This window comes from Micromonospora sp. NPDC047756 (assembly GCF_055587245.1).
Map to the genome: position 1 here is coordinate 410758 of NZ_JBVJGQ010000006.1, position 22697 is coordinate 433454.

The window sequence follows — 22697 nt, forward strand, 5'->3', positions numbered from 1 at the left end:
GCCGGAAACTGGGTGCGCCCGATGGGCGGGTGTGCCCTGTTCGCGGCGGCCTCGCATCGTTTACCGTCGGCGCACACCCCCGAGCAGTGCCAGGAGCCGATCGATGAGCCGCTTCGTGCAGCCGGTACCACCCCCCGTCGACCCGTACGCCGGGGATGCTCTGCTGCGGTCCTGGCTGGAGCGTCATCTCGGCCCGGGCGGGCACGCCGCCGCGAAGGGCCGTCTCGCGGACCTGGCCGCCGACGTCACCGGCCCGCTGCGCGCGGCGCACGCCGACGCGGAGGCGCACCCGCCGACGCTGGTGCGCTACGACCCGTGGGGTGCCCGGATCGACCGCATCGACACCTCCGCGGGTTGGCAGGCGCAACGCGCCGCCGCCGCCCGACACGCCGTGGTGGCGCTGCCCTACCTGCCGGACGCCCGGGGCACCTGGGGGGCCGCCGCGCGGGTCGTGCAGCATGCCCTGCTGCACCTGTACGGGCCGGAGTCGGCGACGTTCTCCTGCCCGGTGGCGATGGCCGACGGGGCGGCGGCGCTGCTCAGCATGCCCGACGTCGACGCTACGGTCCGCGACGCGTGGCTGCCCCGGCTGATCTCGACGGACCCGGCCACGGCGATCACCAGCGGGCAGTGGATGACCGAGTCGCAGGGCGGTTCCGATCTGGGCCGCTCCAGCACCCTCGGCCGACCCGCGGCGGACGGTTCGTGGCGGCTGACCGGGGAGAAGTGGTTCTGCTCCGCCGCCGACGCGGCGATGGCGGTGGCGCTGGCCCGGCCCGAGGGCGCCGGGCCGGGCAGCCGGGTGCTCGCCCCGTTCCTCGTTCCCCGGTACGCGGTCGACTCACCGCTGGCCGACGGCGCGGCGCCCGGCGCTCCCGCACCGGGTGTCACAGTGCACCGGCTCAAGGACAAGCTGGGCACCCGGGCGCTACCCACCGCCGAGATCGGCCTGCGCGACGCGTACGCCCTCCCGCTGGGTGACCCGGCGGTACCCGGTCTGGTCCGGGCGATGACCCTGGTCGTGGTGACCCGGGTGCACAATGCCGCCGCGGCGGCGGGCGGGATGCGACGGGGTCTCGCCTACGCCCGCGCGTACGCCGAGGCGCGGCACGTCGCCGGCGGCCCGCTGGTGTCCTCGCCCCTGCACCGGGCCACCCTGGGAACCCTCGCGGTCGACGCGGCGGGCGCGTTCGCTCTCGCCGGGCACGCCTTCGCCCTGCTCGGGCGGGTCGAGGTCGGCGCCGACCCGGAGGCCGCGGCCGAGCTGCGCATCGTGGCACCGTTGGCGAAGCTCGCCACCGGTCGGCTCGCCGTCAGCTCCGCCAGCGAGTACGTGGAGAGCTTCGGCGGGGCCGGCTACGTGGAGGACACCGGCGTGCCCCGCCTGCTGCGCGACGCCCAGGTGCTGCCGATCTGGGAGGGCACCACCAACGTGCTGGCCCTGGACGTGCTGCGCGCGTTGACCCGGGAGGACGCCGGGGCGCCGCTGCTGAGCCGGCTGACCGCCGCCGTCGACCTCGCGCGGCCGCTGTCGCCGGTGCTGGCCGACACCCTGGCCACCGCCGCCGCGCAGGTGGCGGAGACCATCGCCGCGGTGACCGTCGAACCGGGTGCGCCGGCGGTGATCGCGGGCGCCCGTGGTCTGGCGTTGCGCCTGGCGTACGCGCTGACCGCGGCGTTGCTCGTCGAGCACGCCGCGTGGGGCGACGAGCAGGCGGAGTTGGCCGCCCGGTTGTGGGCGCGCCGCTGGCTGCGGCACGAGGAGATCGCCGAGGACGCCCACCATCACCTCGACCTGCTCTGCTGACCGGCCGGCGCGAGCGGACGGGTGAACGCCATGTCGGTGCTGATCGAGCTGGGTGACGACAGGGGCGCGCCCCTGGACGAGCGCCGGCCACCACCGCAGGTGTCCCGCCGGTGGCGGGTGGCGGTGCTGGTGGCGGCCGGTGTGCTGCTGCTCGGCGGTGCCGCCCCGGCCGCGCGCCTGACGCCGTCGCCCGGGCCGGCGCTGCCCGCCCGGGCGACGGTGCTCGGCGCGGGGCCGCTCCTGCTGGTCGTCGACCCTGAGCCGAACCCGCCGACGCTGAGCGCGTACGACTCGGCCGCGCCGAACGGACCGCCGCGTTGGCGGGTCTCCGTGCCGCCCGCCGCAGGGTGGTCCGCCGAGGTCGCCGGTGATGTGTTGCTGTTGGTCGAGCGCGACCAGGCGCTCGGGGCACGGATGACCACCGGGCGGTCGTTGCGGACCGGCGAGCCGTTGTGGCGGCGACCCGAGCGGGTGTACGCGGCTGGGGACGCGGCGGTCGCGGTGAGCGAGGTGCGCAGCGCCGCCGAACCGGGTCGGCGGGTCGAGGGCACGGTGCACGGCGTCGACCCGGCCACCGGCGCGACCCGGTGGTCGGTCCCGCTGCCGTCCACCGCGGTGCTGCGGGCGCTGCCCGGCCTGCCTGGGCGGGTGCTGCTGGTGCAGGACGACGGGTTGGTCCGGCTGCTCGACGCCCACGACGGCACCGAACGTGGGCGGGGACAGCTTCCACCGGCCGACTACGGCCCGGACAATCCCCAGGTCGTCGGGGCGCACCTGGTGCTACGCCACCCGCGCGGCGGAGCGGTGGCGCTGACCGGTTACGACCTACCCGGGCTGGTGCCGCGCTGGTGGTCGCCGGTGCAGCCGGGTGAGCTGATCCTGCGGCCCTGCCAGGGTCTGCTCTGCGGTCAGGACGAGCAGGGACGCTGGGCGATCGACGCGGGCAGCGGGGTGCGGGTGTGGACGTGGCCGGGCGGGGCCCGCTGGCGAACGGTCGCTGGCCCACGGGTCGCCACGGAACCCCTGGTGGTGCTGGGGATGGCCGCCGACGGCAGGCGTTCCCTGGTCGCGACGGTGGGGCGCGACGGTCATCGGGTGTCCGCTGTGCTCCCGGCGGGTGTGACCGACTGTCGCCGGGTCGGCGCCGGGTTGATCTGCCGCGACGGCACGGCCCGCGTGACCTTCTGGCCCCTCGACGCCCCCTGACCCCGGGTCAGCCGCGACGACGCGACCGGGCGGCCCACACCGCGTACGCCGGGTCGCGGTCGAGGTTGTGCCGGTCCCGGTCGTAGCGGCGGGTGGTACGCGGGTCGGCGTGGCCCATGGCGTCCTGCACGTCCTCCAACGGCACGCCCTCCGAGCGGGCCGTGGTGGCGAAGGCGTGCCGTAGCGAGTGTGGGGACAGCTTCGCCCAGGCCGGGATGCCGGCGGCGCGGGCGAGCCGACGGACCATCCGGAACACCGAGTGCCGGTCCAGCCGGGCGCCGCTGGCGGTGACCAGCAGCGGGCCGGTGAGCTGCGGCACCGGCACGCCGGTGGTGGCGGCCCGCTGGGCCAGGTAGGCGTCCAGGGCGTGCCCGGTGCCGGGAGTGAGGGCGCGGCGGCGTTGTTTGCCGCCCTTTCCGACGAAACGCACGCTGCGGTGGCCGCGTTCGGTGCCGAGGTCGGTCAGGTCCAGCGAGATCAGCTCCCCGACCCGCAGGCCCAGGTCGGCGAGGAGCGCGAGGGCCGCCCGGTTGCGGACGGCGGTCGCGCCGGTGTCCGCGTCGGCGGCACTGAGCAGCGCGTCCACCTCCTCGGGGGTGAGCCCTACGGTGGCGGAGTGGTCCCGGTCGACGCGGGGGCGGTCGGCGCCGGAGACCGGGTTGGCCGGCACGGCGCCCAGCTTGACCAGGAAGTCGTACCAACTGGACAGCGCCGAGAGCCGGCGTGCGACGGTCGCCGGGGTCAGTGGGCGGCCACTGCGGGTGCCGACGCTGCTCTCCAGGGCTCGGGCGTATTCGTTGACGTGCAGGAACGTGGCCCGCAGCGGGTCGAGGTCGTGACCGCCGCACCAGGTGAGCCAGCCGGTGACGTCACGTCGGTAGGCGTCTCGGGTGTGCTCGGACAGCCGCCGGTTGCGCAGCCACGCCTCGGTGACCTCGACCGGCCCGCTCGGCAGCGCCGGTGGCGCGGACGGGCGGGCGAGCACCGGAGCGTCGGAGAACACCATGTGAAAAAGGCTCTCAGCCTCGGGTGGGATCGGCGTGCAGGCGCGCCGATCCCACCCGTCACCGTGTCGGGTCAGGCGTTGATCTCCCGGCGGGCGGTGCCGTTGGCCTGGATGGTCACCCGGCGGGGCTTGGCGCGCTCGGCAACCGGGATGCGTAGCGTCAGCACCCCGTTCTCGTAGCCGGCCTCCAGCTTGTCGGTGTCGAGCGTGTCGCCGAGGAACAGTTGCCGGGTGAACGTGCCCATCGGGCGTTCGGCGGCGACCAGCTCGACGCCGTCGCCGGTGGCGCGGCGACGCTCGGCGCGGACGGTGAGCACGTTGCGCTCGACGGTGCAGTCGATGCTGTCCGGGTCGACGCCGGGCAGGTCGAACGCCGCGTAGAAGTGGTCGCCGTCGCGGTAGGCGTCGAGGTGCATCGTCGCGGGTCGGGCCGCCGTACCGAAGAACTGCTCGGCGAGCCGGTCGATCTCGCGGAACGGGTCGGTACGCATCAACATGGTCATGCCTCCTCGGATCTCCTGGCCGAAGGTGATGAGTTGAGCCGTGGTGACTCAACTTCCTCTTCTTATTTAGCGCCTTCGGGAGCGTTCGTCAACCGCTTCTCGAACCAGTGCTCGGCGTAGGGGCCCCGCGAGTACGCCGGGATCTCCACGTAGCCGTGCCGGGCGTACAGAGCGCGGGCCTCGACCAGGTCGTGCCGGGTGTCGAGCCGGATCCGGTCCGCCCCGGCCGCGCGGGCCCGCTCCTCGACGGCGGCGAGCAGCACGGCGCCCCCACCGGCGCCGCGATGCTCGCCGCGGATGAACACCCGGGTCAGCTCGGCCCATCCCGGTCGCCAACGCAGCCCGGCGCAGCCGGCCAGGTCGGTGCCGTGGCGGGCGAGCAGGAGCAGCCCGCTCGGCGCGGTCAGGTCGTCGCTGGGCATCTCGGCCAGGGCGGCGTCGACCTCACCGGGCCGGGCCGGGCGACGGTGGTAGCGGACCACCATCTCGGTCATGTACTCGCGCAGCAGCAGCACCGCGTCGAGGTGGTCGGGCCGGCTGGTGCTTGTCGTCCAGGTGGGCTGGGCGGTGACGGTCACCTGTTGATCATCACCGCCCGGTCAACGGCTTTATCCGGTCGCCGGGGTGCTCGGCGTCGTGGGCTCGCCGACCCGCAGCAGCGGCCAGTCGGCCAGGTCCCGCAGCAGCTGCCGGTCGTGGGTGGCGACCACGACAGCGGCACTGGTCGCGCGGATCGCGGCGGTCAGCTCGTCGGCCAGCGTCGACGACAGGTGGTTGGTCGGCTCGTCGAGCAGGATGAGGGTGGGCCGCCCGGCCAGCACCAGCGCCAGGTCGAGGCGGCGCTGCTGCCCCTGCGACATCCGCCCGACGGGCGTACGCGTCGCGGCGGAGTGCAGCAGCCCGAGCGATCCGAGCGACACGGCCTCGGCGGCGGGCAGCACCCCGGCGGACACCAGTCGTCGCACCTGGCCGGCGTACACCTCGTCGGCGGTGAGGTCGGGGGCCTGGCCGGCGGTCTCCTGGGTGAGTCGTGCGACCCGGGCCTCCCTCGCCGTCCACGTGTGCCCGGTGCAGGGTTCGAGCGCGCCGGCGAGCACCGCGAGCAGGGTGGACTTCCCGGCGCCGTTGGGCCCGGTGACGAGCAGCCGGTCACCGCCGTCGATGGTGAGGTCGAACCGGCCGGCGAGCCGCCCCTCGACGGCGACACCGTGCGCGCGCACCTGCGGCGCGCCCTGCCGTACGCCGAGGTCCGGCAACCGCAGCGTCGGCGGTGGTTTCGGTACGTCGATCCGGTGCACCCGCAGCGCGTCCTGCTGCCGGTTCAGGGCCTGCACGACGCCCGGCGCGCGGGACTGGCGCTGGTGCTTGCCGGTCCCCTTGTCCGGCCGCCAGCCGGTGGAGAGCCGGTCGCGGGCCTTCGACACCGCGTCCTGGAGTCGTCGATGCTCGGTCTGCTGTTGCTCGTACTCCTGCTCCCAGTGCTCCCGCTCGCGACGGCGGGCCTCCTGCCAGGCGTCATAACCGCCGGCGTGCAGCCGCGCCTTCGCGTCGGGGGTGGGGTCGAGGTCGAGGAACCGGTCCGCGACGTCGCGCAGCAGCGCCCGGTCGTGGCTGACGATGGCGAGACCGCCGTCGTGCTCGCGGAGCCGGCGGGTCAGGAAGTCCAGGCCGTCGGCGTCGAGGTGGTTGGTCGGCTCGTCGAGCAGCAGCACGTCGTGGCGGGCGCCGAGCAGGCACGCCAGCCGCACCCGGTAGCGCTGCCCCACCGACAACGTCGCCAGGGGACGATCGCGGTCGGTGCAGGCGTCGAGGGCTTCCAGTGCCACGTCGACGCGACGCTCGGCATCCCACGCGTCGAGGCGGGTGGCCGCGTCGAGCGCGGCGGCATAGCGGTCCTCGGCGCTCGGGGCGCCGGCGGTCAGGGCGAGAGTCGCCTCGTCCAGCGCGGCGAGGGCGGTGAGCGACGCGGCGAGGGCCTCGGACGTGAGGGCGCCGACCGTCTCGCCGTCGCGGGCGGGTAGCTCCTGGCGGGCCAGTCCGATCGTGCCGGCCCGCCGCACGGTGCCGCTGTCCGGCGTGATCAGCCCGGCGAGGACGTGCAGCAGCGTCGTCTTGCCGCGACCGTTCTCGCCGACGACCGCCACCTTCGAACGGGCGGAGACGGTGACCGAGACGTCGGTCAGGACGCGACGGGACCCGCGGGTCACTGTGACGTCGGTGGCGCGGACGTGCGCGCTGCCGGCCTCGACGGGCCGGGACATGGTTTCGGGGCTCGGTGTGAGGTTCAACGGGTGCTCCGCAGCTCGCGATGGAGCCGGGCAGCGACTGACGGCCGCCCGGCGGGAACCGGGACGGCGAGCGCGAATTCAGCAGAACGAAGGGCGCCGCCGTCAGCGGGCGGAGCGCACCTTCTGCGACCAGATACCTCGTGCCATGACGGCGATGGTAGCAACCTCGACGCGTCGACTCCTCACCATTGTCGAGGTTCAGAGCCGCTGGTAGATGCCGTGCTCGCGGGTGAGCAACTGCTCGTCGATCAGATACCGGCGTAGCGTCGCGTGATCCGACCCGCCCGCGGCGCACCACGGCTTGAGCGCGTCGTCGACGGCCCGCTCCGGATAGCGGGTGCCCGGCTCGAACGACTGCTCGGCGATGTGCGCGAGCAGGACCCGACGCCGGCCGCGCTGCGCCGGCAGGCTCACCAGGACGCCCGCCCGCAGGAAGGTCCGCAGCACCGGGTCGACGCCGTGCCCGGCGTCGTCGGCCGGGCGGCTGTCACGCGCGGCGGCCCGCAGCGACGCCTCGTCCGCCGCGAGCGCGCCGTCCGCGCCGGCGACCAGACCCGCGTCGGTGAGCCGGCGGACCCCGGTGAGCACCACCCGCGCCGGCAGGCCGGTCCGTGCGGCGACCTCGGTCGCGCTGGTCGCACCCAACACGATCGCCGCGAAGATCCGTCGCCGTCCGTCGTCGGCCAGGGCCCCGGCCAGCACATGCGCAGTCACGCCGGTCACCCTCGCATCAACGGTACGCGCGCCGCCACGCGATTTTCGGCCCCGCCCAGTCGGCCTGCGGCGTGCTCGGTGGCTCCTCGGCGACGAGCAGCACCCGACGCAGCAGGGTGCTGAGGAACCGTCCTCGTTCCCGGCGTACGGCGACTCACCTGGCCGACCACTCCGCAACCGCAACCCGCCGTCGCCGTCCGTTGACCGTTGATCGTCGACGCGCGGTGACCGACGACCGGGCCTACCCACGACAAAGGCTCCCAGCGCTGACCGGGAGCCTTTTGTTCGATGTGGTCGGTCAGGCGGCGTCGCGGGCCATCGTCAGGAAGCCACGCCACGACTGCGCGCTGAAGATCAGTGTGCCGCCGTCGCGGTCCTTCGTGTCGCGGACCAGGACCACGCCCGGAAGATTGTCGGCGACCTCGACGCAGTCACCGCCGTTGCCGCCGCTCCTCGTGCTTTTCCGCCACCGCGCACCGGTCATGTCCATGAGGCCGCCGCTTCTCTGAGAAGGTCCAACGAACGCCCTCGGGGCAGTGCCTCGCCGCGAATGCGCTCCCACCGTCGTTCCAGGCTAACAAGATCCGACGTTTGATCGAGGATCTGCGCCTGCGCCGCACTGTCGACGTGCGCGACCCGTGACCCGTCCGGCATGTCGGCAATGGTGAACGGTCCGTCGAGGCCGGGGTAACTGGGCGCGTCCGACGGAACGATGTGCAGCTGGATGGTGCCGGTCTCGGTGTAGCCCACCAGGCGTGCGAGCTGCGCCGCCATCAACGTCCGGTCGTCACCGACGCGCCGCATCAGCACCCCCTCGTCGAGTACGGCGATCAGCAGTGGCCCGCCGCTGTGGCCGAGAATCGCCTGCCGGGCGATGCGTGCGTCGGCAAACTCGGCGACCGCCTCCGGCGACAGCACCCCACCGGCCAGGGTCGCCCGCGCGTACGCCTCGGTCTGCAGCAGTCCGGGAACCCAAGCGAGCTGAAACGACCGCAGCGTCACGGCCTCACGTTCGAGGTCGACCCACGGCCGGAACCACACCGGCTCACGACGACGGACCACGTCCGGCCACAGCGCGTCGGCGTCCTTCGCCAGCAGGCCCGCGACCGTCGCACGGTGGCGGCTCTGAGGGATGTGGCCCGGGTTCGCCCACCTGGCGACGGTCTTCGGGTGCACGCCGAGCTGGCCCGCGAGGCTCTCGGCGGTGTGACCCGCCGCAGCCAGCGCCGCGACAAAGGCATGGTTCATGGCATCCCTCCCCTGGAACAAATCCGCTGCGCTGAAGAGGTTACGTAACGCTGTGTGTTTGTCCAGCAACCACCGGCAAAGTGCGGTGTAGAGCGCGCCGTAACAAGGAGGAAGCTGTGCAGAACGGGGTACGGGACACTCTCGGAGCCGGTGACGTGGTCCTGTTGACCACCGCCGCGAGCGTCCAATTCATCAAGCCGATCGTCGTGCGAGTCATCCGCGAACTGCCCGACCGGCACACCTACGAGGGTTGGCTCTGGCTCGACGCGTACGAGCTGAGCAGGAAGGGCGAAGCGGTCGCCCGGCGCGAGTTGTTCGTGATGCGCCACGGCTTACAGGTCCAGGCCGCTCTGTCCACACCGGCTCGGCACCGCGCAGCAGTGGGGGTCGGCTGATGCCCGAGCGACCGAAGCACTCCCCGCTGCGGCCGTCCTGGCGCTGCCCGGTCTGCGGCATCCTGTGGCCGTGTTCGGCCGCGAAGCTGCGCCTGCTCGGTGAGTATCGGGAGGACCGGCCGGGTCTGTTGGTTCACCTGGCGAACATCCAGGAGGAAGCCGCCGCCGATCTCACCAGGCTCAACCCGGACGCCGCACTGCCCGATCTGACCCCGCGTTTCGTCGGCTGGGCCGAAGCACGGTGAACGACGGGCCCCGGCGGGACGGATGCACCGGGCACAGTTGCCGGGACCGGTAAACCTCGCGAGCGCACCTGGTGTCTTGCTGGTTGACGAGGCCGGGAGGTCGGATGAGGGATTCGCGTGGGGCGGAGTTCGACGACTTCGTTCGCTCACGGTCGGCGGTGCTGTTGCGGGTTGCCTTCCTGCTGACCGGGGACCGGCACGCCGCGGAGGACCTGCTTCAGGAGGTGCTGGAGCAGGTGTATGTGCGCTGGCGTCGGGTGCAGGGCAGCCCGGAGGCGTACGCGCGACGGGCCCTGGTCAACCGGTCGATCAACCGGTGGCGGTGGCGGGCCCGTCGTCCGGAGCAGTCGCTGGGAGAGCATGACGGGGTGGCCCGGGACCACGCCGACGCGGTGGCGGTTCGGGAGCTGGTCGTCGGGGCGCTGCGGTCGTTGCCGGCTCGGCAGCGGGCCGCTGTCGTGCTCCGCTACCTGGAAGACCTGCCGATCGTCGACGTTGCGGCGGCGATGGGCTGTTCAGAGGGCGCGGTGAAGAGTCACGCCTCCCGTGGGTTGGCTCGGCTGCGCGAGGAACTGACCGGGTCGAACCTCGTCACACCCATCACTGGAACCGGGAGCTCGCGATGACCATGAACGACAGTGACGTGCGCGGCATCCTGCATCGCGCTACGGATGACCTGGTCAGCCCGCCGGGCCTGCTCGCTGAGGTGCGTCGGGGTGGTCGGCGGCGGGTGGTGCGCCGGCGAGCGGTGGTGGTGGCGGCGCTCTGCGCGGCAGTGGTGGCCGTGCCCACGGCCGGCGTTCTCGACCTGCCCGGCGACGCCGGGGACACCCGTGCGGCTTCACCGCTGCTCGACCAGCCGACTCGCGGTGATCTGGCCGCCGACGAGGGATACCTGCGACAGGTCCGCCAGGTGTGGCAGCGCCGGATCAAGGAGGTCGGGGATCGGACCCGCGGCGAGCCGCACGTCGTGTGGGCGGGAGCCACGCCTGCTGGCCCGGCCGCCTACGTGGCCCACCCCACCGCGCACGGCACGACGGTGGGTTTCGTCGAGCCCACCGCCGGCGGCCCCCGCGTGCGCACCCTGACGCAGGCCACCGACGGCGAAACGGACGGCCTCGAGCAGGCGGCACTGCTCGGATCGCAGCGCGACGTGCTCCTGGTGCTGGACTTCGGGCAACCGGTGCAGTTCTCCGCGCACCTGCGGTCCATGCCCGATGGCAAGGTCGAGCGGACCTTCGAGCCGGTGGTGTTCCGAGACGGTGCGGCGGTGTTGTCGGTGCCGCCGCAGCGCACGAAGCTCACCGTCGCGCTCTCCCGGACTCCCGTTGAACGGCAGAACATGATTCCCATCGACGGCACGAGCGAGATCTATTTCCCCGACCACAAGGATCGACCCGCACCACCGCTTCTGCGCCACACGTTGCCCGGCGCGGAGCAGGTCTGGGGCACCGACCCGGCTGCCGCAGAGGTGAACGCGCCGACCGAAGCCCTCGCCGATTACCTCGACCCGGTCGGAGCACACACGCACAACGGCTCTCCCCTCCTGTGGGTCTACGGGGCGACCCCCGACGGCCGGCGGCTGCTCGTGGAAACCGTCCAGTACGACGACGACCCGTCGCGCGTCATCGCGCTGCTCGCCCGCAAATACCTTCCGTTCGAGGCGGTGGCCAGCACCACTGCGGACTGGTCGGCACCCCTGCCTGTGCGGCTACGACTGCCCGACGAGCAGGGCGTTGTCGTCGCCTCCGAGGGGTCAGCGCTGAGCTTCCGGGTCGGCGACGGCCAGTGGCAGGACGCCGGCCGCGACGCGGCACTGCTGCCCGCGACAGCGACCGAGGTACGGGTCACCGACGCCAACGGCGCCACCACCACCGTCCCGGTCAGTTCCTGACATCAGCTCCCGACAACGGTAAATACGGTGCTCACCGACGCTTCGATGGCTACCTTCACCTATCAGTGGCACGACGTCTCACCGCGACCCTCGGCGACAGGGGATCTTCGACATGTCCGGTGCGGCGTCCGCCACGGCCGACGCCGCACCATTGCGTCCCACCCAGCTGCTTCGCCGCAACAGACCGTTCCGAACGCTCTTCTCGGCACGGCTCGTCTCGTACGCGGGCGATTCACTCAGCCTTGTCGCGCTGATCTTCCACGTCGCCGAGACGACGGGACGAGGGCTGGCGGTCGCGCTTCTGCTCCTGGTCGGAGATTTCGCGCCATCCCTGCTCGGTCCCTTCACCGGCGCCCTCGCTGATCGGCTCAATCTCCGACGACTGATGGTCGCCTGCGAGCTGGTCCAAGCTGCGGTCCTGCTGGTCATCGTGCTGACAATGCCCTCGCTGCCGATGTTGTTGGCCCTCGTCGCGATTCGCGCCACCGCGTCGCAGCTCTTTCAGCCGGCGTCGCGGGCGGCGATGCCCGCCCTGGTCGAGGACCGTGACCTGGAGACCGCCAACTCCACCCTCGGGTTCGGCTCCAACGCGGCGGAGGCGGTCGGCCCCCTGCTCGCCGCGGCTCTGTTCCCCCTGGTCGGACTGCGTGGCGTGCTGCTCGTCGACGCCGTGTCGTTCCTGGTCTCGGCCGTGCTGCTCGCGACGCTCCCCTCCCTCCCGCCGACGACCGGCGACGAGCGCCAGCCGTCCCTGCTGCGACAGGCCAGAGCGGGCCTCGGCTATCTGTTGAGTGTTCCGACGGGGCGGGTGATCTTCCTGGGCTTCACCGCGGTGGTCGCCTTCAACGGGGTCGACGACGTGGCCCTGGTGCTGCTGGCCAAGGACACCTTCCACGTCGGCGAATCAGCGGTCGGGCTTCTGCTGGGCGCCGTCGGTGTCGGGCTGGTGGCCGGTTACGCCATGCTGTCCAGGTGGGGCACCAGGGCGTCGATGCCGCTGCTGCTGATCGCGGGTTTCGCCGTCAGCAGTGTCGGCAACCTGCTGACCGGGCTCGCCTGGGCCGTCGCCGCCGCGATCGCCCTGCAGGCACTCCGTGGCTTCGGGTTGGCGGCCATGGACGTCGCGTCCAGCACCCTGCTGCAACGTACGGTGCCAGCGGGCATGCTCGGCAGGGTCTTCGGCAATCTGTACGGTGCGATCGGGGTCGCCGCCGCGACGTCCTACCTCGCCGGTGGTGTCCTGCTGGACGCCACATCCGCCCCGGTGACACTGTTGGTCGCGGGCGTCGGCGGGCTGGTGGCCACCGGCGTCGTCGCGCTGCGACTGCCGAGAGCGATGCGAGGCGCTGACGCCAATGGCGCGACGCCGACACCATCCGCGCCGCGCATCGAGTGAAGCAGTGATCAGACCGGGCCGTCGGTGCGCAGCCGTGCGTGCAGGTGCATGTCGTGCCAGCCGTCGGCGTGGCGACCCGACCCCCGGAGCACGCCCTCCATCGGAAAGTCGGCCCGCGCGGCCACCCGGCACGACGCCGTGTTGGCCGTCGAGTGCTCCAGGGCCAGCCGGTGCAGACCGGCCCGGGTGAAACTCCACCGGGTCAGTGCCCTCAACGCCTCGGTGGCGATACCCCGACCACGCGCGGCGGGCACCAACCAGTACGACAGGTGCGCCGCCGCCTCGGCCAGCAGCACGCCCCGCAACCCCACCTGACCCAGCGGCCGGTCGTCGGCGTCGACGATCGCCCAGCTGGCGGCCGTCTCGTCACGCCAACGGCCGGCCCACTGCGCCGTCCACACCCGCGCCTCGTCGTCGCCGTCGATGCGGCGGACGTGCCACCGCTGGATCTGCGGACAGTCGAAGGCCGCCCGGACGACCGGGGCGTCGTCGTCGCGCCACGGCCGCAGGGCCAGCCCGGGACGGACCGGAAGGTGGGGTTGCTCCTGGGCGGCGAGGCTCCCGGCGGGCAGGGCTGGTGCGACGAGCAGCGGCATCAGCCCATTATCGAATCTCACTCCCCGGTCGGTCCGCCGGCCAGTTCGGCGACCACATCGAGGTGGCCCAGGTGGCGGGCGTACTCCTGCACCAGGTGGAACAGCACCCGCTCCAGCGACGCCGGGTCCGCGTCTCTCCACCGCGGGCCCGGCGCACCGATCTCGGCCAGGTCGTGTGCCGTCACCACGGCCGTGGTGTGCGCGCCCTGCGCCCGCAGCGCCGCCACCAGGTCCGCGCGGGTCTCGTCGGGGGCGACATACCACCGGTCGTCACGACGGTCGCCCCACGGATCGGCGACGTCCCGGCCCTCGAAGCCCCACTCGATCCAGCGTCGCTCGACGTGGCGCAGGTGGGTGAGCAGCTCCAGTGGCGTCCATCCGGACGGCAGCCTGCTGCGCCGCAGCTCCGGCTCGGCCAGCGCCGACACCTTGGCCACCGTGGACTCGCGGAAGTAGTCCAGGTAGCGCAGGAAGACCTCGGTGCGGTTGCCGGCCGGGTCGGTGGGATCGGGAAACGACGTCATGATCCGGCCGGCAGGTCACGGCCGCGCTGACGCACCCCGGCCGCGCCGTACGGGTAGTCGCCCACCAGCGGGGCGCTCGCCTCGTCCAACAGCCGCATCTGCTCGGCGTCGAGGACCAGGTCGCCTGCGGTCAGGTTGTCGTCGAGCTGGTCGGTGGTCCGCGCCCCGAGGATCACCGAGGTGACCGCCGGTCGGGCCGCGAGCCAGGCCAGCGAGACCGCCGACATGGACACCCCCCGGTCATCGGCGACCTGGCGGACCGCGTCGAGCACCCGCCAGGTGCGCTCCTCGGCGTTGCGACCCGCGTACGCCTCGACACCGCGCTGCGGGTTCTCGCCGAGTCGGGTCGCGCCGGTGGGCGTGGTGTCGCGCTGGTACTTGCCGGTCAGCCACCCGCCGCCCAGCGGTGACCACGGCAGGATGCCGACGCCCTCGTTCTCGCAGACCGGCACCAGCTCGAACTCGATGTCCCGGGCCAGCAGGTTGTACTGCGGTTGCAGGGTCACGATCGGGGTGAGGTTGAGGTGCTGGGTGAGCAGTGCGGCCTTCTGCAACTGCCAACCGGTGAAGTTGCTGACTCCCGCGTAGCGGATCTTGCCGGCGCGGACCGCGTCGTCGAAGAACCGCAGCGTCTCCGGCAGCGGGGTCAGCGGATCCCAGGCGTGCGCCTGGTACAGGTCGACGGCCTCGACGCCGAGACGGCGCAGGCTGGCGTCCAGGGCGCGGGTGAGGTGCACCCGGGACAGGCCGGCGTCGTTCGCCCCGGACCCCATCGGGAAGCGCCCCTTGGTGGCGATCACCAGGCGGTCACGCACGTCGGGTCGGCTGCGCAGCCACCGCCCGATGATGTCCTCGGAGACGCCGGTGGAGTAGACGTCAGCGGTGTCGATGAAGGTGCCGCCGGCCTCGACGAACCGGTCCAGTTGGGCGAAGCTGCCGGCCTCGTCGGTCTCCGCGCCGAAGGTCATCGTGCCCAGACACAGGGTGGACACCACGGTGCCGGTGTTGCCCAGAGTGCGATAGCGCATATCGTCCTTTCGGTCCGAGTGACAAAGCTGATCTTCGCACCCGCCTCGGCCACCCGCATTCGGTACGGTGCCGAACGCCGGTCGGGGCACCCACGCGGCGACGCCGCCAGTCATCATGAGCGGGTGAGCGAGCCCGCGATCGAGATCGACCGACCTCAGCGGCCGACCCAGTCGCCGCCGTCGGGGCAGCCGCCGGAGCCTGGCGTCCGCACCCGCGGCCCGTGGCTGGTGGCCGCCGCGACCTCAGTGACGCTCCTGCTGCTTGCCGGCCGTTACGGCTACCACCGCGACGAGCTGTACTTTCTGCTCGCCGGTCGACACCTCGACTGGGGCTACGTCGATCAGGGGCCCCTGGTCCCGGTGCTGGCCCGGCTGCTCGACACGATCGCCCCGGGCAACCTGGTGGTGCTGCGTACCCCGTCGGCGGTGCTGGCCGGCGGCGCGGTGTTGCTGGTCGCCGCCATCGCCCGGGAGTTGGGCGCCGGCCGGGGCGGGCAGCTCTTCGCGGCGGTCCTCGCCGCGCTCTCCGGCATCGTGCTCGCCAGTGGTCACCTGCTCAGCACCACCACCGTCGACCTGCTGGTCTGGCTGGTCGCGGCGTGGTGTGCGGTGCGGTTGCTGCGCACCGGTGACAGCCGCTGGGCGCTGGGCATCGGGCTGGCGATCGGTGTGGGCATGCTCAGCAAGCTGCTGCCGGCGCTGCTGGCCGTGGGCCTGGTCGCCGGGGTGCTCATCGCCGGGCCACGCCGGCTGCTGCGCGACCGGTGGGTTCTCGCCGGGGCCGGGATCGCCGTGCTGCTGGCCGCGCCGAACCTGATCTGGCAGGCGACCAACGGTTTTCCGCAGCTCGGCGTCGCCGGGTCCATCTCCGACGGCGACAGCTCCTACAGTGGCCGGCTCAACGCGTTGACGCTCCAGTTCGTCATCATCAGCCCGTACGCCGTGCCGATCTGGATCGCCGGTCTCGTCGCGCTGCTTCGCCGTCCGGTGTGGCGGGCCTACCGGGCGGTGGGCTGGGCGTGGTTGGTGGTGGTCGGCATCGTGCTGATCGGCGGCGGCAAGGGTTACTACGACGCGCCGCTGTTGCTGGTCCTCACCGCCGCTGGTGCGGTCGTCACCGTGGCGTGGGCCGCACGCGGGTCACTGTGGTGGCGTCGGGGGGTGCTCGTGCTGGGTGTGGTGCCGTTCCTGCTGCCCAATGTCGTGCTGCTGCTGCCGGTGCTGCCGGCCGATCGGTTGCCCGCCTTCGTGGTCGACGTCAACTACGACGCCGGAGAGACGATCGGCTGGCCGGAGTTCGCCGACTCTCTCGCGGCTGTCCATCGTGGTTTGTCCCCGTCGGAGCGTTCGCGGGCGGTCGTCCTCACCGGCAACTACGGTGAGGCCGGCGCGGTGGCGCGCTACGGGCCGGCCCGTGGTCTGCCGCGGGCATATTCCGGGCACAACAGCATGGTCGACTTCGGCCGCCCGCCCGCCGACGCGGACGTGGTCATCGCCGTCGGCTGGGAGCGCCCCGACCAGCTCAACACCTGGTTCGAGCAGTGCACCCTGGCCGGGCGGGTGGACCAGCGGGTCGAGGTGGAGAACGACGAGAACGGCGGACCGATCCACGTGTGCCGGGGGCTGCGGCGTCCGTGGACGCAGATCTGGGACACCGAGGTACGCCACGCCGGCTGACCGTGTTCGCCCGGCTCTGCCGGGCCGGGTCAGGCTCCGCCGGTCAGCCAGGCCTGGATGCCGACCAGCGCCTCGGGGCCGGAGGTGGCGTCGACGTCCCGGGCGAGATCGGCGATGGTGACCGCGGCGAGCGCCTGGTGCCACGCGTCCTCGGCCGCCCACATGGCGCGGGACACCGGGCACGGCGTGGTGCAGGCGTCGGCCGGGGTCGCGAAGGGGCCGCGCTGGCGGATCTCCGTGCAGACGAAGCTCGGGCCGGGACCGTCGACGGCCCGGACCACGTCGAGCAGGGTGATGCTTTCCGGCGCGCGGGTCAGCACGTAGCCGCCCGACTTGCCCTGCACGGAGTGGATCAGGCCGGCGCGAGCGAGGGCCTGGAGCTGCTTGGCGAGGTAGCTGCTGGAGACGTCGTGCAGTTCCGCCAGCTTGGCCGCCGAGACGGGCGTGTGGCTGGCGGTGAGCACCACGCAGCAGTGCAGCGCCCACTCGACCCCGCCGGACATCTTCATGACGTCACCCTAGTCACCCCGTTACTCAGACTCGTTGTGTCCGAGTATAGTTTCTCGGACAAGGAAGGTCCGAGTATCGGCTGGGCTTCAGCGGTCGGACCACACGTGACGGGAAGGTGCATGGGCATGAAGATCGCCGTACTGGGCGGGACCGGCCTCATCGGGTCGCAGGTCGTCAAGATCCTGCAGGCTGCGGGGCACGAGGCGGTGCCGCTCTCGCCGTCCACCGGGGTGGACCTGCTCACCGGGCAGGGACTGTCCGACGGGCTCGCCGGCGCCGAGGTCGTCGTCAACCTCACGAACTCGCCGACCTTCGACGAGGCCTCGCCCGCCTTCTTCCAGACGACCATGGACAACCTGCTGGCCGCCGCCGCTCGCGCGGGCGTCGGCCACGCGGTGATCCTCTCCATCGTCGGCGTCGACCAGGTGCCCGACCTGGACTACTACCGCGCCAAGACCCTCCAGGAGGAGATCCTCACCGCCGGTCCGATCCCGTACTCGATCGTCCGCGCCACCCAGTTCTTCGAGTTCGTCGAGTCGATCATGTCCTGGACTGCCGACGACACCACCGTCCGCCTGCCCAGCACGCCGGTGCAGCCGATGGCCGCCGCCGACGTGGCGCAGGCCGTCGCCGAGGTCAGCATGGGCGCGCCACTCAAGGGCATCCGCAACGTCGCCGGCCCGGACGTCTTCGCCCTCGACGAGCTGGGGCGCGTCACCCTCGCCGCCCGCGGTGATGAGCGCACGGTCACCACCGACGACACCAGCGGCATGTTCGCCGCCATGTCCGGTGACGTTCTCATCGCCGGCGACGACGCCGTCATCGCGCCCACCGCCTACCGGGAGTGGCTCGGCCGCCAGGCCTGAGGTGTCTGCCCGACCCGCACGTCGCCGTGGTGAACGATCACGACGGCGACGTGCGGGTCCCGGCCTGCCACTCGCGCGCCAGGAACGCCGGCTGAACCATCACGCGATCGTGGAGACCCGTGCGGGGCGCTCCGGTGCCGGCCGATCGGCGTCGGAGCGCCGGGGCAGCAGCAGCGGACTCAGGAAGATCACCAGCCCGGCGACCGTGATCGCCGTGCGCGGGCTGGTGGCCTGCGCGAGCAGCCCACCGAGCGTGCTGAGGACGGCGATGGCGGCGCTGCTGCCGATCGACCAGGCAGACAGAGTGCGGACGATGCGATCCTTCGGCGTCTGTTCCAGGCGGTAGGTGGCGAGCACCGGGTTGTAGAGGCTCATGCTGATGATGATCGCGAACTCGACGGCGATCACCGTGGCGAGACCAGTCACGCCGGGCTGGACGAAGGCGAGGCCGATCAGCCAGATCGCGCGCACCGCGCCCACGACGCGGATGATCCGGTGTTGGCCGTGGCGTGCCACCACCCGACGGGCCAGGCGTGACCCGATGAGCCCGCCGACGCAGGGCACGGCGAAGGCGAGGCCGTACTGCCACGGCGCAAAGCCCAGCTCGCCGAGCAGGAGCACGGCCAACAACGGCTCGGTGGCCATGATCAGCCCGGCGACGAGCAACTGGTTGAGGTAGAGCGCCCGCAGGCCGGGATGGGCCAGCAGGTGCCGCCAGCCGTCGAGCAGCTCACCGGCCCGGATCCGACCCGCGCCGGCGCGCCGGGGAGGGTCCTCGTGGCCGCGAATCACGCTGAGGCCCATTGCGGAGAGCAGGTAGCTGAGCGCGTCGGCCACGACGGTGACGACCGGCCCGAGGAGTCCCACCGCGGCGCCGCCCAGCGGCGGCCCGAGCGCGATCGAGCTCCAGGTCGTCGACTCGAACCGCGCGTTCGCCACCAGCAGGTCGTCCGGCCGCACGAGAGCCTTGAGGAAGGCGCCGCTGGCCGCGTTGAAGGCGATCTTGGCGGTGGCGAGCACGGCCGAGACGACCAGCAGTTGCCCGAAACTGAGCCGGCCCAGCGCGTACGCGACGGGGACCGTCAGCAGGACCGCGAACCGGGCCAGGTCCATCGCGATCATCACCCGCCGTTTGCGGTGGAACTCCACCCACGGCCCGAGCGGCAACGCGACCAGCGCCCCCACGGCCGGCCCCAGCGCGGCCAGCACGGACACCTGGGCGGGGCTGGCCTCCAACACCAGCACGGCGATCAACGGCAACGCCCCGAAACCCAGCCCCGAGCCGTAGGCGCTGACCGCGTACGACGCCCACAACCAGCCGAACCGCCGTCCCAGGGATCGTCTCGTGGACAAACCCACACCTCCCACTCCCGACAACTCGCCGTTGACCGCCGTGATCACAGCAAGCTCAGTGACGAGGGATCAAACAACGCGATAGACGGCGAGCCACAACCAGACGTTGTGCCCGTAGGGTTTGCCGGGTGAATCTCGACGCCGTCCGCACCTTCGTCGCCGCCGTCGACGCCGGCCAGTTCCAGGACGCCGCCGCCGCGCTGTCGATCACCCAGCAGGCCGTCTCCAAGCGCATCGCCGCACTGGAGAAAGACCTCGGGGTACGCCTGTTCACCCGCACCGCGCGCGGCACCCACCTCACCGTCGACGGCCAGACCTTCCTGCCGCACGCCCGTGAACTGCTCCGGGCCGAGGCGCGTGCCGACGCCTCCGTACGCCCGGGCCGACGGGCACTGCGCGTCGACGTGCACAGCCGACGGATCGCTCCAGCGGTGCTGTTGCAGGACTTCCACCGCGCGCATCCCCGCATCGAGCTCGACGTCGTCACCCTCGACGCCGACGTCCACGCCGCGATGGCCGCCGTCGAGGCGGGGACTGTCGACGCCACCTTCCACGCCGTCACCGTCGCCGCGCGTCACCTGCCCGCCGCGATCAGGACCACTCGCGTGATCGACGAGCACCACGAACTGCTCGTCGGCCCCCGCCATGCGCTCGCCAACGCCCGTACCGTGACGCCCGCGCGCCTCGCCGAGCACCGCATCTGGATGCCCGGCATGGCCCCCGGCACCGAATGGGCCGACTACTACGACGAACTGGCCGCCGCGTTCGGTCTCACCATCGACCTGGTCGGGCCGGTCTTCGGCAACGAGGCGCTGCTGGCCGAGATCGCCGACTCGGCGGAGCTGGCGACCCTCGCGGGCGAGCGCACCCGGTACCTGTGGCCGGACAGCTACGACCTGCGACGCGTACCGGTGCGTGGCCCGGCCCCCGTCTACCCCCTGTCGCTCATCTGGCGCGACGACAACCCGCATCCCGCGCTGCGGGCACTGCGCGACTACCTCGCCTCCCGGTGGGCGCAGTTCCCCGACGTCGAGGTCTGGCTACCGCCCTGGGCTCGGTGACAAGCGCTGCGGCGCTTCGTTGACACCTCCCACCCTCCCCTGTCAGACTCACCTGACAGGGGGCGTTAGAGGAATCTGACACCCTCATTGAGAAGGGAAACCAGGATGAGCGGCACCTCGCCGACCGGTGACGAACTCGTGTCGTTGCTGGCCGCACTGGCCAGCCCGCACCGGCTGCGGATCCTGGCCGCCGTGGCCCGGCAGCGGACCTACGTCAGCGAGTTGGCCCGGCAGCTACAGATGAACCGGCCGCTGCTCTACATGCACCTGCAGAAATTGGAAGCGGCCGGCCTGGTGACCGGTGAGCTGGTGACCGCACCGGACGGCAGCTCGGTGAAGTACGTCCAGGCGGTGCCGTTCACGGTGTCCCTCGACCTGGACGCGATCGCACTGGCCGCACAGAACCTGACCGGCTCGGGGCCGGCCGCAGAACAGGAGAAGTGAGCAATGACCCATCAGATGGCGTTGGACATCGCCCAGACCTCCACCATCGCCCTGGCGGTGATCGTGACCGCGATGATCGTGGTCGCCGGTCTCATCGGGACGGGCATCTACCGCGCCCGGTACGCGGCGGCTCGAGAAGAGGGCTACCGGGTGCTGGCCGAGCGCAGCGCCACCGGCGCCCAGGCCACAGCCGACGAGATCAAGGGCGTGCGGGACGAGCTCGGCGAGGTTCGGCAGCGCCTGGCCGCGCTCGAGAAGCTGCTCAGTCAAATCGGCTGACGGCCCACCGACGGGGAGGACGCGCCACATGAGCACCTGGAATGACGCGCTGACGCGGGCCCGACGGCTCGTCGCCGTGGTGGGCTGCCTGATGGTGACAGCCGCGGGGCTGGCCGCCCCGGTCGTGGCCAGCCCCGCGGCTGTCGACGACCTCGCCGCCGGCGAACGCTACCTGCGCGCGTACCTCGAGCAGATCAAGGCACCCGGGCTGGCGTACGCGGTCATTCGCGGCGACGAGGTCGTGCAGCGAGGCGCGTGGGGTGTCGACGGTGACGGCCGACCGATCACCACGCAGACCCCGTTCCTGCTCGGGTCCACCAGCAAGTCGTTCACCGCGCTGGCGGTGGCGCAACTGGTCGAGGCCGGCCGGATCGACCTCGACAGCACCGCCTCCACGTACCTGCCGTGGCTGCGTCTGGGCGACGCGGTCACCGCCCGGACGGTCACCGTCCGGCACCTGTTGACCCACACCAGCGGCCTGCCGCAGGTGTGGAGCACCGACCTGACCGACCGCTACGACAACCGCCCCGGCGCGCTGGCCCGATCCGTACGGGACCTGGCCGGCGTGCGGCCCACCACCGCCGTCGGACAGACGCATCGGTACAGCGACGCCAACTACATGATCCTCGGCGCGCTCGTCGAGCACGTCACCGGCGACACCTTCGGCGGTTACCTGCGCCGTCACGTGTTGGACCCGCTCCAGATGACGCACTCCGCGGCCACCGCCGACGAGGCCCGCGCCGTCGGCGTTCCGCCCGGTCACCGGTACTACTTCGGCCGGCCGCAGCGCTTCGCCCCGCCGTTCGACACCGCCGGGGTGCCCTACGGTTTCCTCGCCGCCAGCCTCGACGACCTGTCCCACTACGCCATCGCGCAGCTCGGCGGTGGCCGCTACGGCGACACCCGGATCCTCGGACCGCACGGCACGCGACAGCTGCACACCGGCACCGTGGCCACATCTCACGGCACCTACGGGCTCGGTTGGAGGAACAGCACTCTGGACGGTGTCGGCGCCCGCATCGTCTGGCACGCCGGCGCGACCCCCGACTTCTTCACCCATATCGTGCTGGCACCCGACTCGAACCTCGCAGTGATCATCATGACCAACCTCTACGGCCTGCACATGGACGCGCCACTGAGCGCCGGGGCGTTCAACCTCACCCGCATCCTGCACGGCGGCGCACCCGCGCCCGCCACCGAAGATCCGATGCAGGTCTGGGCCCTGGCCGGCCTGCTCGGTCTCGCCGCGGTGCTGCTCGCCCTGTTGGCCTGGTCCTGGGCCCGCGTCCTGCGCGAGCGCAGGGGCGACCGCGTCCCGCCGGCGCGTTCCCGTGGCCGGACGATCGCCGCCACCACCGCCTGGATCGGTGCCTCCGCGCTGGTGGCCGTCGGCGCAGCCTGGCAGGTGCCGGCCTTCTGGGAGGGTGCCGGGTTGGCCAAGCTCCAGTTGTGGGCGCCGGACGTCGGTCACGGCATCCGTGTCGTGGTCGTCCTGGCCGCCGCACTCGCGTTGACCCGGCTGGGCCTGGGCGTGCGCGCCATGCTCACCGCCCGTCCACCAACCTCGCTTCCGGCGCGAGCACGCGACCGGGCCGTCGACGTTGACGTTGACGTTGACCAGCCTGTCGACACCATCCCTGCCAATCACCGCTGGTAG

Annotated in this window: 25 protein-coding genes; 13 read left to right on the forward strand and 12 right to left on the reverse strand. The window is 72.3% G+C overall.

Annotated features, from left to right (window positions below; genetic code table 11):
• The first annotated feature begins 103 nt into the window (after positions 1–103).
• Positions 104–1807 (forward strand): acyl-CoA dehydrogenase family protein, encoded by a 1704-nt coding sequence (locus tag ACZ6NZ_RS21945; RefSeq protein ID WP_465859904.1) that lies wholly within the window; start codon positions 104–106, stop codon positions 1805–1807.
• Between the two features lie 30 nt (positions 1808–1837).
• The gene (locus tag ACZ6NZ_RS21950) at positions 1838–3013 is read left to right on the forward strand and encodes an outer membrane protein assembly factor BamB family protein (RefSeq protein ID WP_465859905.1); all 1176 of its coding nucleotides are present in this window, start codon (positions 1838–1840) and stop codon (positions 3011–3013) included.
• A 7-nt stretch (positions 3014–3020) separates the two neighbouring features.
• On the opposite strand, the gene ACZ6NZ_RS21955 is transcribed toward ACZ6NZ_RS21950, so the two are convergent.
• The 7 genes from ACZ6NZ_RS21955 to ACZ6NZ_RS21985 form a co-directional block, all read right to left on the reverse strand.
• On the reverse strand, positions 3021–4019 hold the full coding sequence (locus ACZ6NZ_RS21955; RefSeq protein ID WP_366606985.1) for a tyrosine-type recombinase/integrase: 999 nt from the start codon (positions 4017–4019) through the stop codon (positions 3021–3023).
• 71 nt (positions 4020–4090) lie between these two features.
• Positions 4091–4516, reverse strand: coding sequence for an Hsp20/alpha crystallin family protein (locus ACZ6NZ_RS21960; RefSeq protein ID WP_465860120.1), 426 nt, complete (start codon positions 4514–4516; stop codon positions 4091–4093).
• A 68-nt stretch (positions 4517–4584) separates the two neighbouring features.
• Complete coding sequence (locus tag ACZ6NZ_RS21965; protein ID WP_465859906.1) at positions 4585–5100, reverse strand: GNAT family N-acetyltransferase; 516 nt, start codon at positions 5098–5100, stop codon at positions 4585–4587.
• 30 nt (positions 5101–5130) lie between these two features.
• Positions 5131–6810, reverse strand: a complete 1680-nt coding sequence (locus ACZ6NZ_RS21970) for an ABC-F family ATP-binding cassette domain-containing protein (RefSeq protein ID WP_465859907.1) — start codon at positions 6808–6810, stop codon at positions 5131–5133.
• 198 nt (positions 6811–7008) lie between these two features.
• Positions 7009–7524: a DUF2087 domain-containing protein gene (locus ACZ6NZ_RS21975; protein WP_366606979.1), complete on the reverse strand. Its 516-nt coding sequence runs from the start codon at positions 7522–7524 to the stop codon at positions 7009–7011.
• Positions 7525–7822: 298 nt separating this feature from the next.
• Positions 7823–8014, reverse strand: coding sequence for a DUF397 domain-containing protein (locus ACZ6NZ_RS21980; protein ID WP_465859908.1), 192 nt, complete (start codon positions 8012–8014; stop codon positions 7823–7825).
• The gene (locus ACZ6NZ_RS21985) at positions 8005–8772 is read right to left on the reverse strand and encodes a DUF5753 domain-containing protein (RefSeq protein ID WP_465860121.1); all 768 of its coding nucleotides are present in this window, start codon (positions 8770–8772) and stop codon (positions 8005–8007) included. The genes ACZ6NZ_RS21980 and ACZ6NZ_RS21985 overlap by 10 nt, the downstream gene beginning before the upstream one ends.
• A 116-nt stretch (positions 8773–8888) precedes the next feature.
• Here ACZ6NZ_RS21985 and ACZ6NZ_RS21990 point away from each other — a divergent pair, with 116 nt between their 5' ends.
• The 5 genes from ACZ6NZ_RS21990 (at position 8889) to ACZ6NZ_RS22010 (ending at position 12702) form a co-directional block, all read left to right on the forward strand.
• Positions 8889–9167 (forward strand): hypothetical protein, encoded by a 279-nt coding sequence (locus ACZ6NZ_RS21990; protein ID WP_465859909.1) that lies wholly within the window; start codon positions 8889–8891, stop codon positions 9165–9167.
• On the forward strand, positions 9167–9412 hold the full coding sequence (locus ACZ6NZ_RS21995) for a flavin reductase (protein ID WP_465859910.1): 246 nt from the start codon (positions 9167–9169) through the stop codon (positions 9410–9412). The genes ACZ6NZ_RS21990 and ACZ6NZ_RS21995 overlap by 1 nt, the downstream gene beginning before the upstream one ends.
• A gap of 104 nt (positions 9413–9516) precedes the next feature.
• Positions 9517–10038: a SigE family RNA polymerase sigma factor gene (locus tag ACZ6NZ_RS22000; protein ID WP_465859911.1), complete on the forward strand. Its 522-nt coding sequence runs from the start codon at positions 9517–9519 to the stop codon at positions 10036–10038.
• Positions 10035–11306 carry a hypothetical protein gene (locus tag ACZ6NZ_RS22005; RefSeq protein ID WP_465859912.1) on the forward strand — a complete coding sequence of 424 codons (1272 nt, stop codon included), beginning with the start codon at positions 10035–10037 and terminating at the stop codon, positions 11304–11306. Before ACZ6NZ_RS22000 ends, ACZ6NZ_RS22005 begins: the two co-directional genes overlap by 4 nt.
• Positions 11307–11418: 112 nt before the next feature.
• The gene (locus tag ACZ6NZ_RS22010) at positions 11419–12702 is read left to right on the forward strand and encodes an MFS transporter (protein ID WP_465859913.1); all 1284 of its coding nucleotides are present in this window, start codon (positions 11419–11421) and stop codon (positions 12700–12702) included.
• A gap of 8 nt (positions 12703–12710) precedes the next feature.
• Here the strand turns inward: ACZ6NZ_RS22010 and ACZ6NZ_RS22015 are convergent, their stop codons facing one another.
• The 3 genes from ACZ6NZ_RS22015 to ACZ6NZ_RS22025 are packed head-to-tail and all read right to left on the reverse strand — an operon-like array spanning position 12711 to position 14850.
• On the reverse strand, positions 12711–13298 hold the full coding sequence (locus ACZ6NZ_RS22015; RefSeq protein WP_465859914.1) for a GNAT family N-acetyltransferase: 588 nt from the start codon (positions 13296–13298) through the stop codon (positions 12711–12713).
• A gap of 17 nt (positions 13299–13315) precedes the next feature.
• Entirely contained in the window at positions 13316–13822 is a 507-nt protein-coding gene (locus ACZ6NZ_RS22020; protein ID WP_465859915.1) for a DinB family protein, read from the reverse strand.
• Positions 13819–14850 carry an aldo/keto reductase gene (locus ACZ6NZ_RS22025; protein ID WP_465859916.1) on the reverse strand — a complete coding sequence of 344 codons (1032 nt, stop codon included), beginning with the start codon at positions 14848–14850 and terminating at the stop codon, positions 13819–13821. The genes ACZ6NZ_RS22020 and ACZ6NZ_RS22025 overlap by 4 nt, the downstream gene beginning before the upstream one ends.
• A 123-nt stretch (positions 14851–14973) precedes the next feature.
• Here ACZ6NZ_RS22025 and ACZ6NZ_RS22030 point away from each other — a divergent pair, with 123 nt between their 5' ends.
• Positions 14974–16527 (forward strand): ArnT family glycosyltransferase, encoded by a 1554-nt coding sequence (locus ACZ6NZ_RS22030; protein WP_465859917.1) that lies wholly within the window; start codon positions 14974–14976, stop codon positions 16525–16527.
• Between the two features lie 29 nt (positions 16528–16556).
• Here ACZ6NZ_RS22030 and ACZ6NZ_RS22035 read toward each other — a convergent pair whose 3' ends face one another.
• On the reverse strand, positions 16557–17036 hold the full coding sequence (locus tag ACZ6NZ_RS22035) for an RrF2 family transcriptional regulator (RefSeq protein WP_366606957.1): 480 nt from the start codon (positions 17034–17036) through the stop codon (positions 16557–16559).
• 126 nt (positions 17037–17162) lie between these two features.
• On the opposite strand from ACZ6NZ_RS22035, the gene ACZ6NZ_RS22040 reads away from it, so the two are divergent.
• Complete coding sequence (locus ACZ6NZ_RS22040; RefSeq protein ID WP_465859918.1) at positions 17163–17903, forward strand: SDR family oxidoreductase; 741 nt, start codon at positions 17163–17165, stop codon at positions 17901–17903.
• 99 nt (positions 17904–18002) lie between these two features.
• On the opposite strand, the gene ACZ6NZ_RS22045 is transcribed toward ACZ6NZ_RS22040, so the two are convergent.
• The gene (locus ACZ6NZ_RS22045; protein ID WP_465859919.1) at positions 18003–19256 is read right to left on the reverse strand and encodes an MFS transporter; all 1254 of its coding nucleotides are present in this window, start codon (positions 19254–19256) and stop codon (positions 18003–18005) included.
• Between the two features lie 128 nt (positions 19257–19384).
• Here ACZ6NZ_RS22045 and ACZ6NZ_RS22050 point away from each other — a divergent pair, with 128 nt between their 5' ends.
• The 4 genes from ACZ6NZ_RS22050 (at position 19385) to ACZ6NZ_RS22065 (ending at position 22697) form a co-directional block, all read left to right on the forward strand.
• Complete coding sequence (locus ACZ6NZ_RS22050) at positions 19385–20317, forward strand: LysR family transcriptional regulator (RefSeq protein WP_465859920.1); 933 nt, start codon at positions 19385–19387, stop codon at positions 20315–20317.
• Between the two features lie 105 nt (positions 20318–20422).
• Positions 20423–20761, forward strand: a complete 339-nt coding sequence (locus ACZ6NZ_RS22055; RefSeq protein WP_124857925.1) for an ArsR/SmtB family transcription factor — start codon at positions 20423–20425, stop codon at positions 20759–20761.
• Positions 20762–20764: 3 nt separating this feature from the next.
• The gene (locus tag ACZ6NZ_RS22060; protein ID WP_465859921.1) at positions 20765–21040 is read left to right on the forward strand and encodes a hypothetical protein; all 276 of its coding nucleotides are present in this window, start codon (positions 20765–20767) and stop codon (positions 21038–21040) included.
• A gap of 28 nt (positions 21041–21068) precedes the next feature.
• On the forward strand, positions 21069–22697 hold the full coding sequence (locus ACZ6NZ_RS22065) for a serine hydrolase domain-containing protein (protein ID WP_465859922.1): 1629 nt from the start codon (positions 21069–21071) through the stop codon (positions 22695–22697).

What these genes read in the sequence shown, in the direction of transcription:
- ACZ6NZ_RS21945 (WP_465859904.1), top strand. Translation starts at nt 104, where the DNA reads ATGAGCCGCTTCGTGCAGCCGGTACCACCCCCCGTCGACCCGTACGCC.
- ACZ6NZ_RS21950 (WP_465859905.1), top strand. Translation starts at nt 1,838, where the DNA reads ATGTCGGTGCTGATCGAGCTGGGTGACGACAGGGGCGCGCCCCTGGAC.
- ACZ6NZ_RS21955 (WP_366606985.1), bottom strand. Translation starts at nt 4,019, where the DNA reads ATGGTGTTCTCCGACGCTCCGGTGCTCGCCCGCCCGTCCGCGCCACCG.
- ACZ6NZ_RS21960 (WP_465860120.1), bottom strand. Translation starts at nt 4,516, where the DNA reads ATGTTGATGCGTACCGACCCGTTCCGCGAGATCGACCGGCTCGCCGAG.
- ACZ6NZ_RS21980 (WP_465859908.1), bottom strand. Translation starts at nt 8,014, where the DNA reads ATGGACATGACCGGTGCGCGGTGGCGGAAAAGCACGAGGAGCGGCGGC.
- ACZ6NZ_RS21985 (WP_465860121.1), bottom strand. Translation starts at nt 8,772, where the DNA reads ATGAACCATGCCTTTGTCGCGGCGCTGGCTGCGGCGGGTCACACCGCC.
- ACZ6NZ_RS21995 (WP_465859910.1), top strand. Translation starts at nt 9,167, where the DNA reads ATGCCCGAGCGACCGAAGCACTCCCCGCTGCGGCCGTCCTGGCGCTGC.
- ACZ6NZ_RS22000 (WP_465859911.1), top strand. Translation starts at nt 9,517, where the DNA reads ATGAGGGATTCGCGTGGGGCGGAGTTCGACGACTTCGTTCGCTCACGG.
- ACZ6NZ_RS22005 (WP_465859912.1), top strand. Translation starts at nt 10,035, where the DNA reads ATGACCATGAACGACAGTGACGTGCGCGGCATCCTGCATCGCGCTACG.
- ACZ6NZ_RS22010 (WP_465859913.1), top strand. Translation starts at nt 11,419, where the DNA reads ATGTCCGGTGCGGCGTCCGCCACGGCCGACGCCGCACCATTGCGTCCC.
- ACZ6NZ_RS22015 (WP_465859914.1), bottom strand. Translation starts at nt 13,298, where the DNA reads ATGCCGCTGCTCGTCGCACCAGCCCTGCCCGCCGGGAGCCTCGCCGCC.
- ACZ6NZ_RS22020 (WP_465859915.1), bottom strand. Translation starts at nt 13,822, where the DNA reads ATGACGTCGTTTCCCGATCCCACCGACCCGGCCGGCAACCGCACCGAG.
- ACZ6NZ_RS22025 (WP_465859916.1), bottom strand. Translation starts at nt 14,850, where the DNA reads ATGCGCTATCGCACTCTGGGCAACACCGGCACCGTGGTGTCCACCCTG.
- ACZ6NZ_RS22035 (WP_366606957.1), bottom strand. Translation starts at nt 17,036, where the DNA reads ATGAAGATGTCCGGCGGGGTCGAGTGGGCGCTGCACTGCTGCGTGGTG.
- ACZ6NZ_RS22040 (WP_465859918.1), top strand. Translation starts at nt 17,163, where the DNA reads ATGAAGATCGCCGTACTGGGCGGGACCGGCCTCATCGGGTCGCAGGTC.
- ACZ6NZ_RS22055 (WP_124857925.1), top strand. Translation starts at nt 20,423, where the DNA reads ATGAGCGGCACCTCGCCGACCGGTGACGAACTCGTGTCGTTGCTGGCC.
- ACZ6NZ_RS22060 (WP_465859921.1), top strand. Translation starts at nt 20,765, where the DNA reads ATGACCCATCAGATGGCGTTGGACATCGCCCAGACCTCCACCATCGCC.
- ACZ6NZ_RS22065 (WP_465859922.1), top strand. Translation starts at nt 21,069, where the DNA reads ATGAGCACCTGGAATGACGCGCTGACGCGGGCCCGACGGCTCGTCGCC.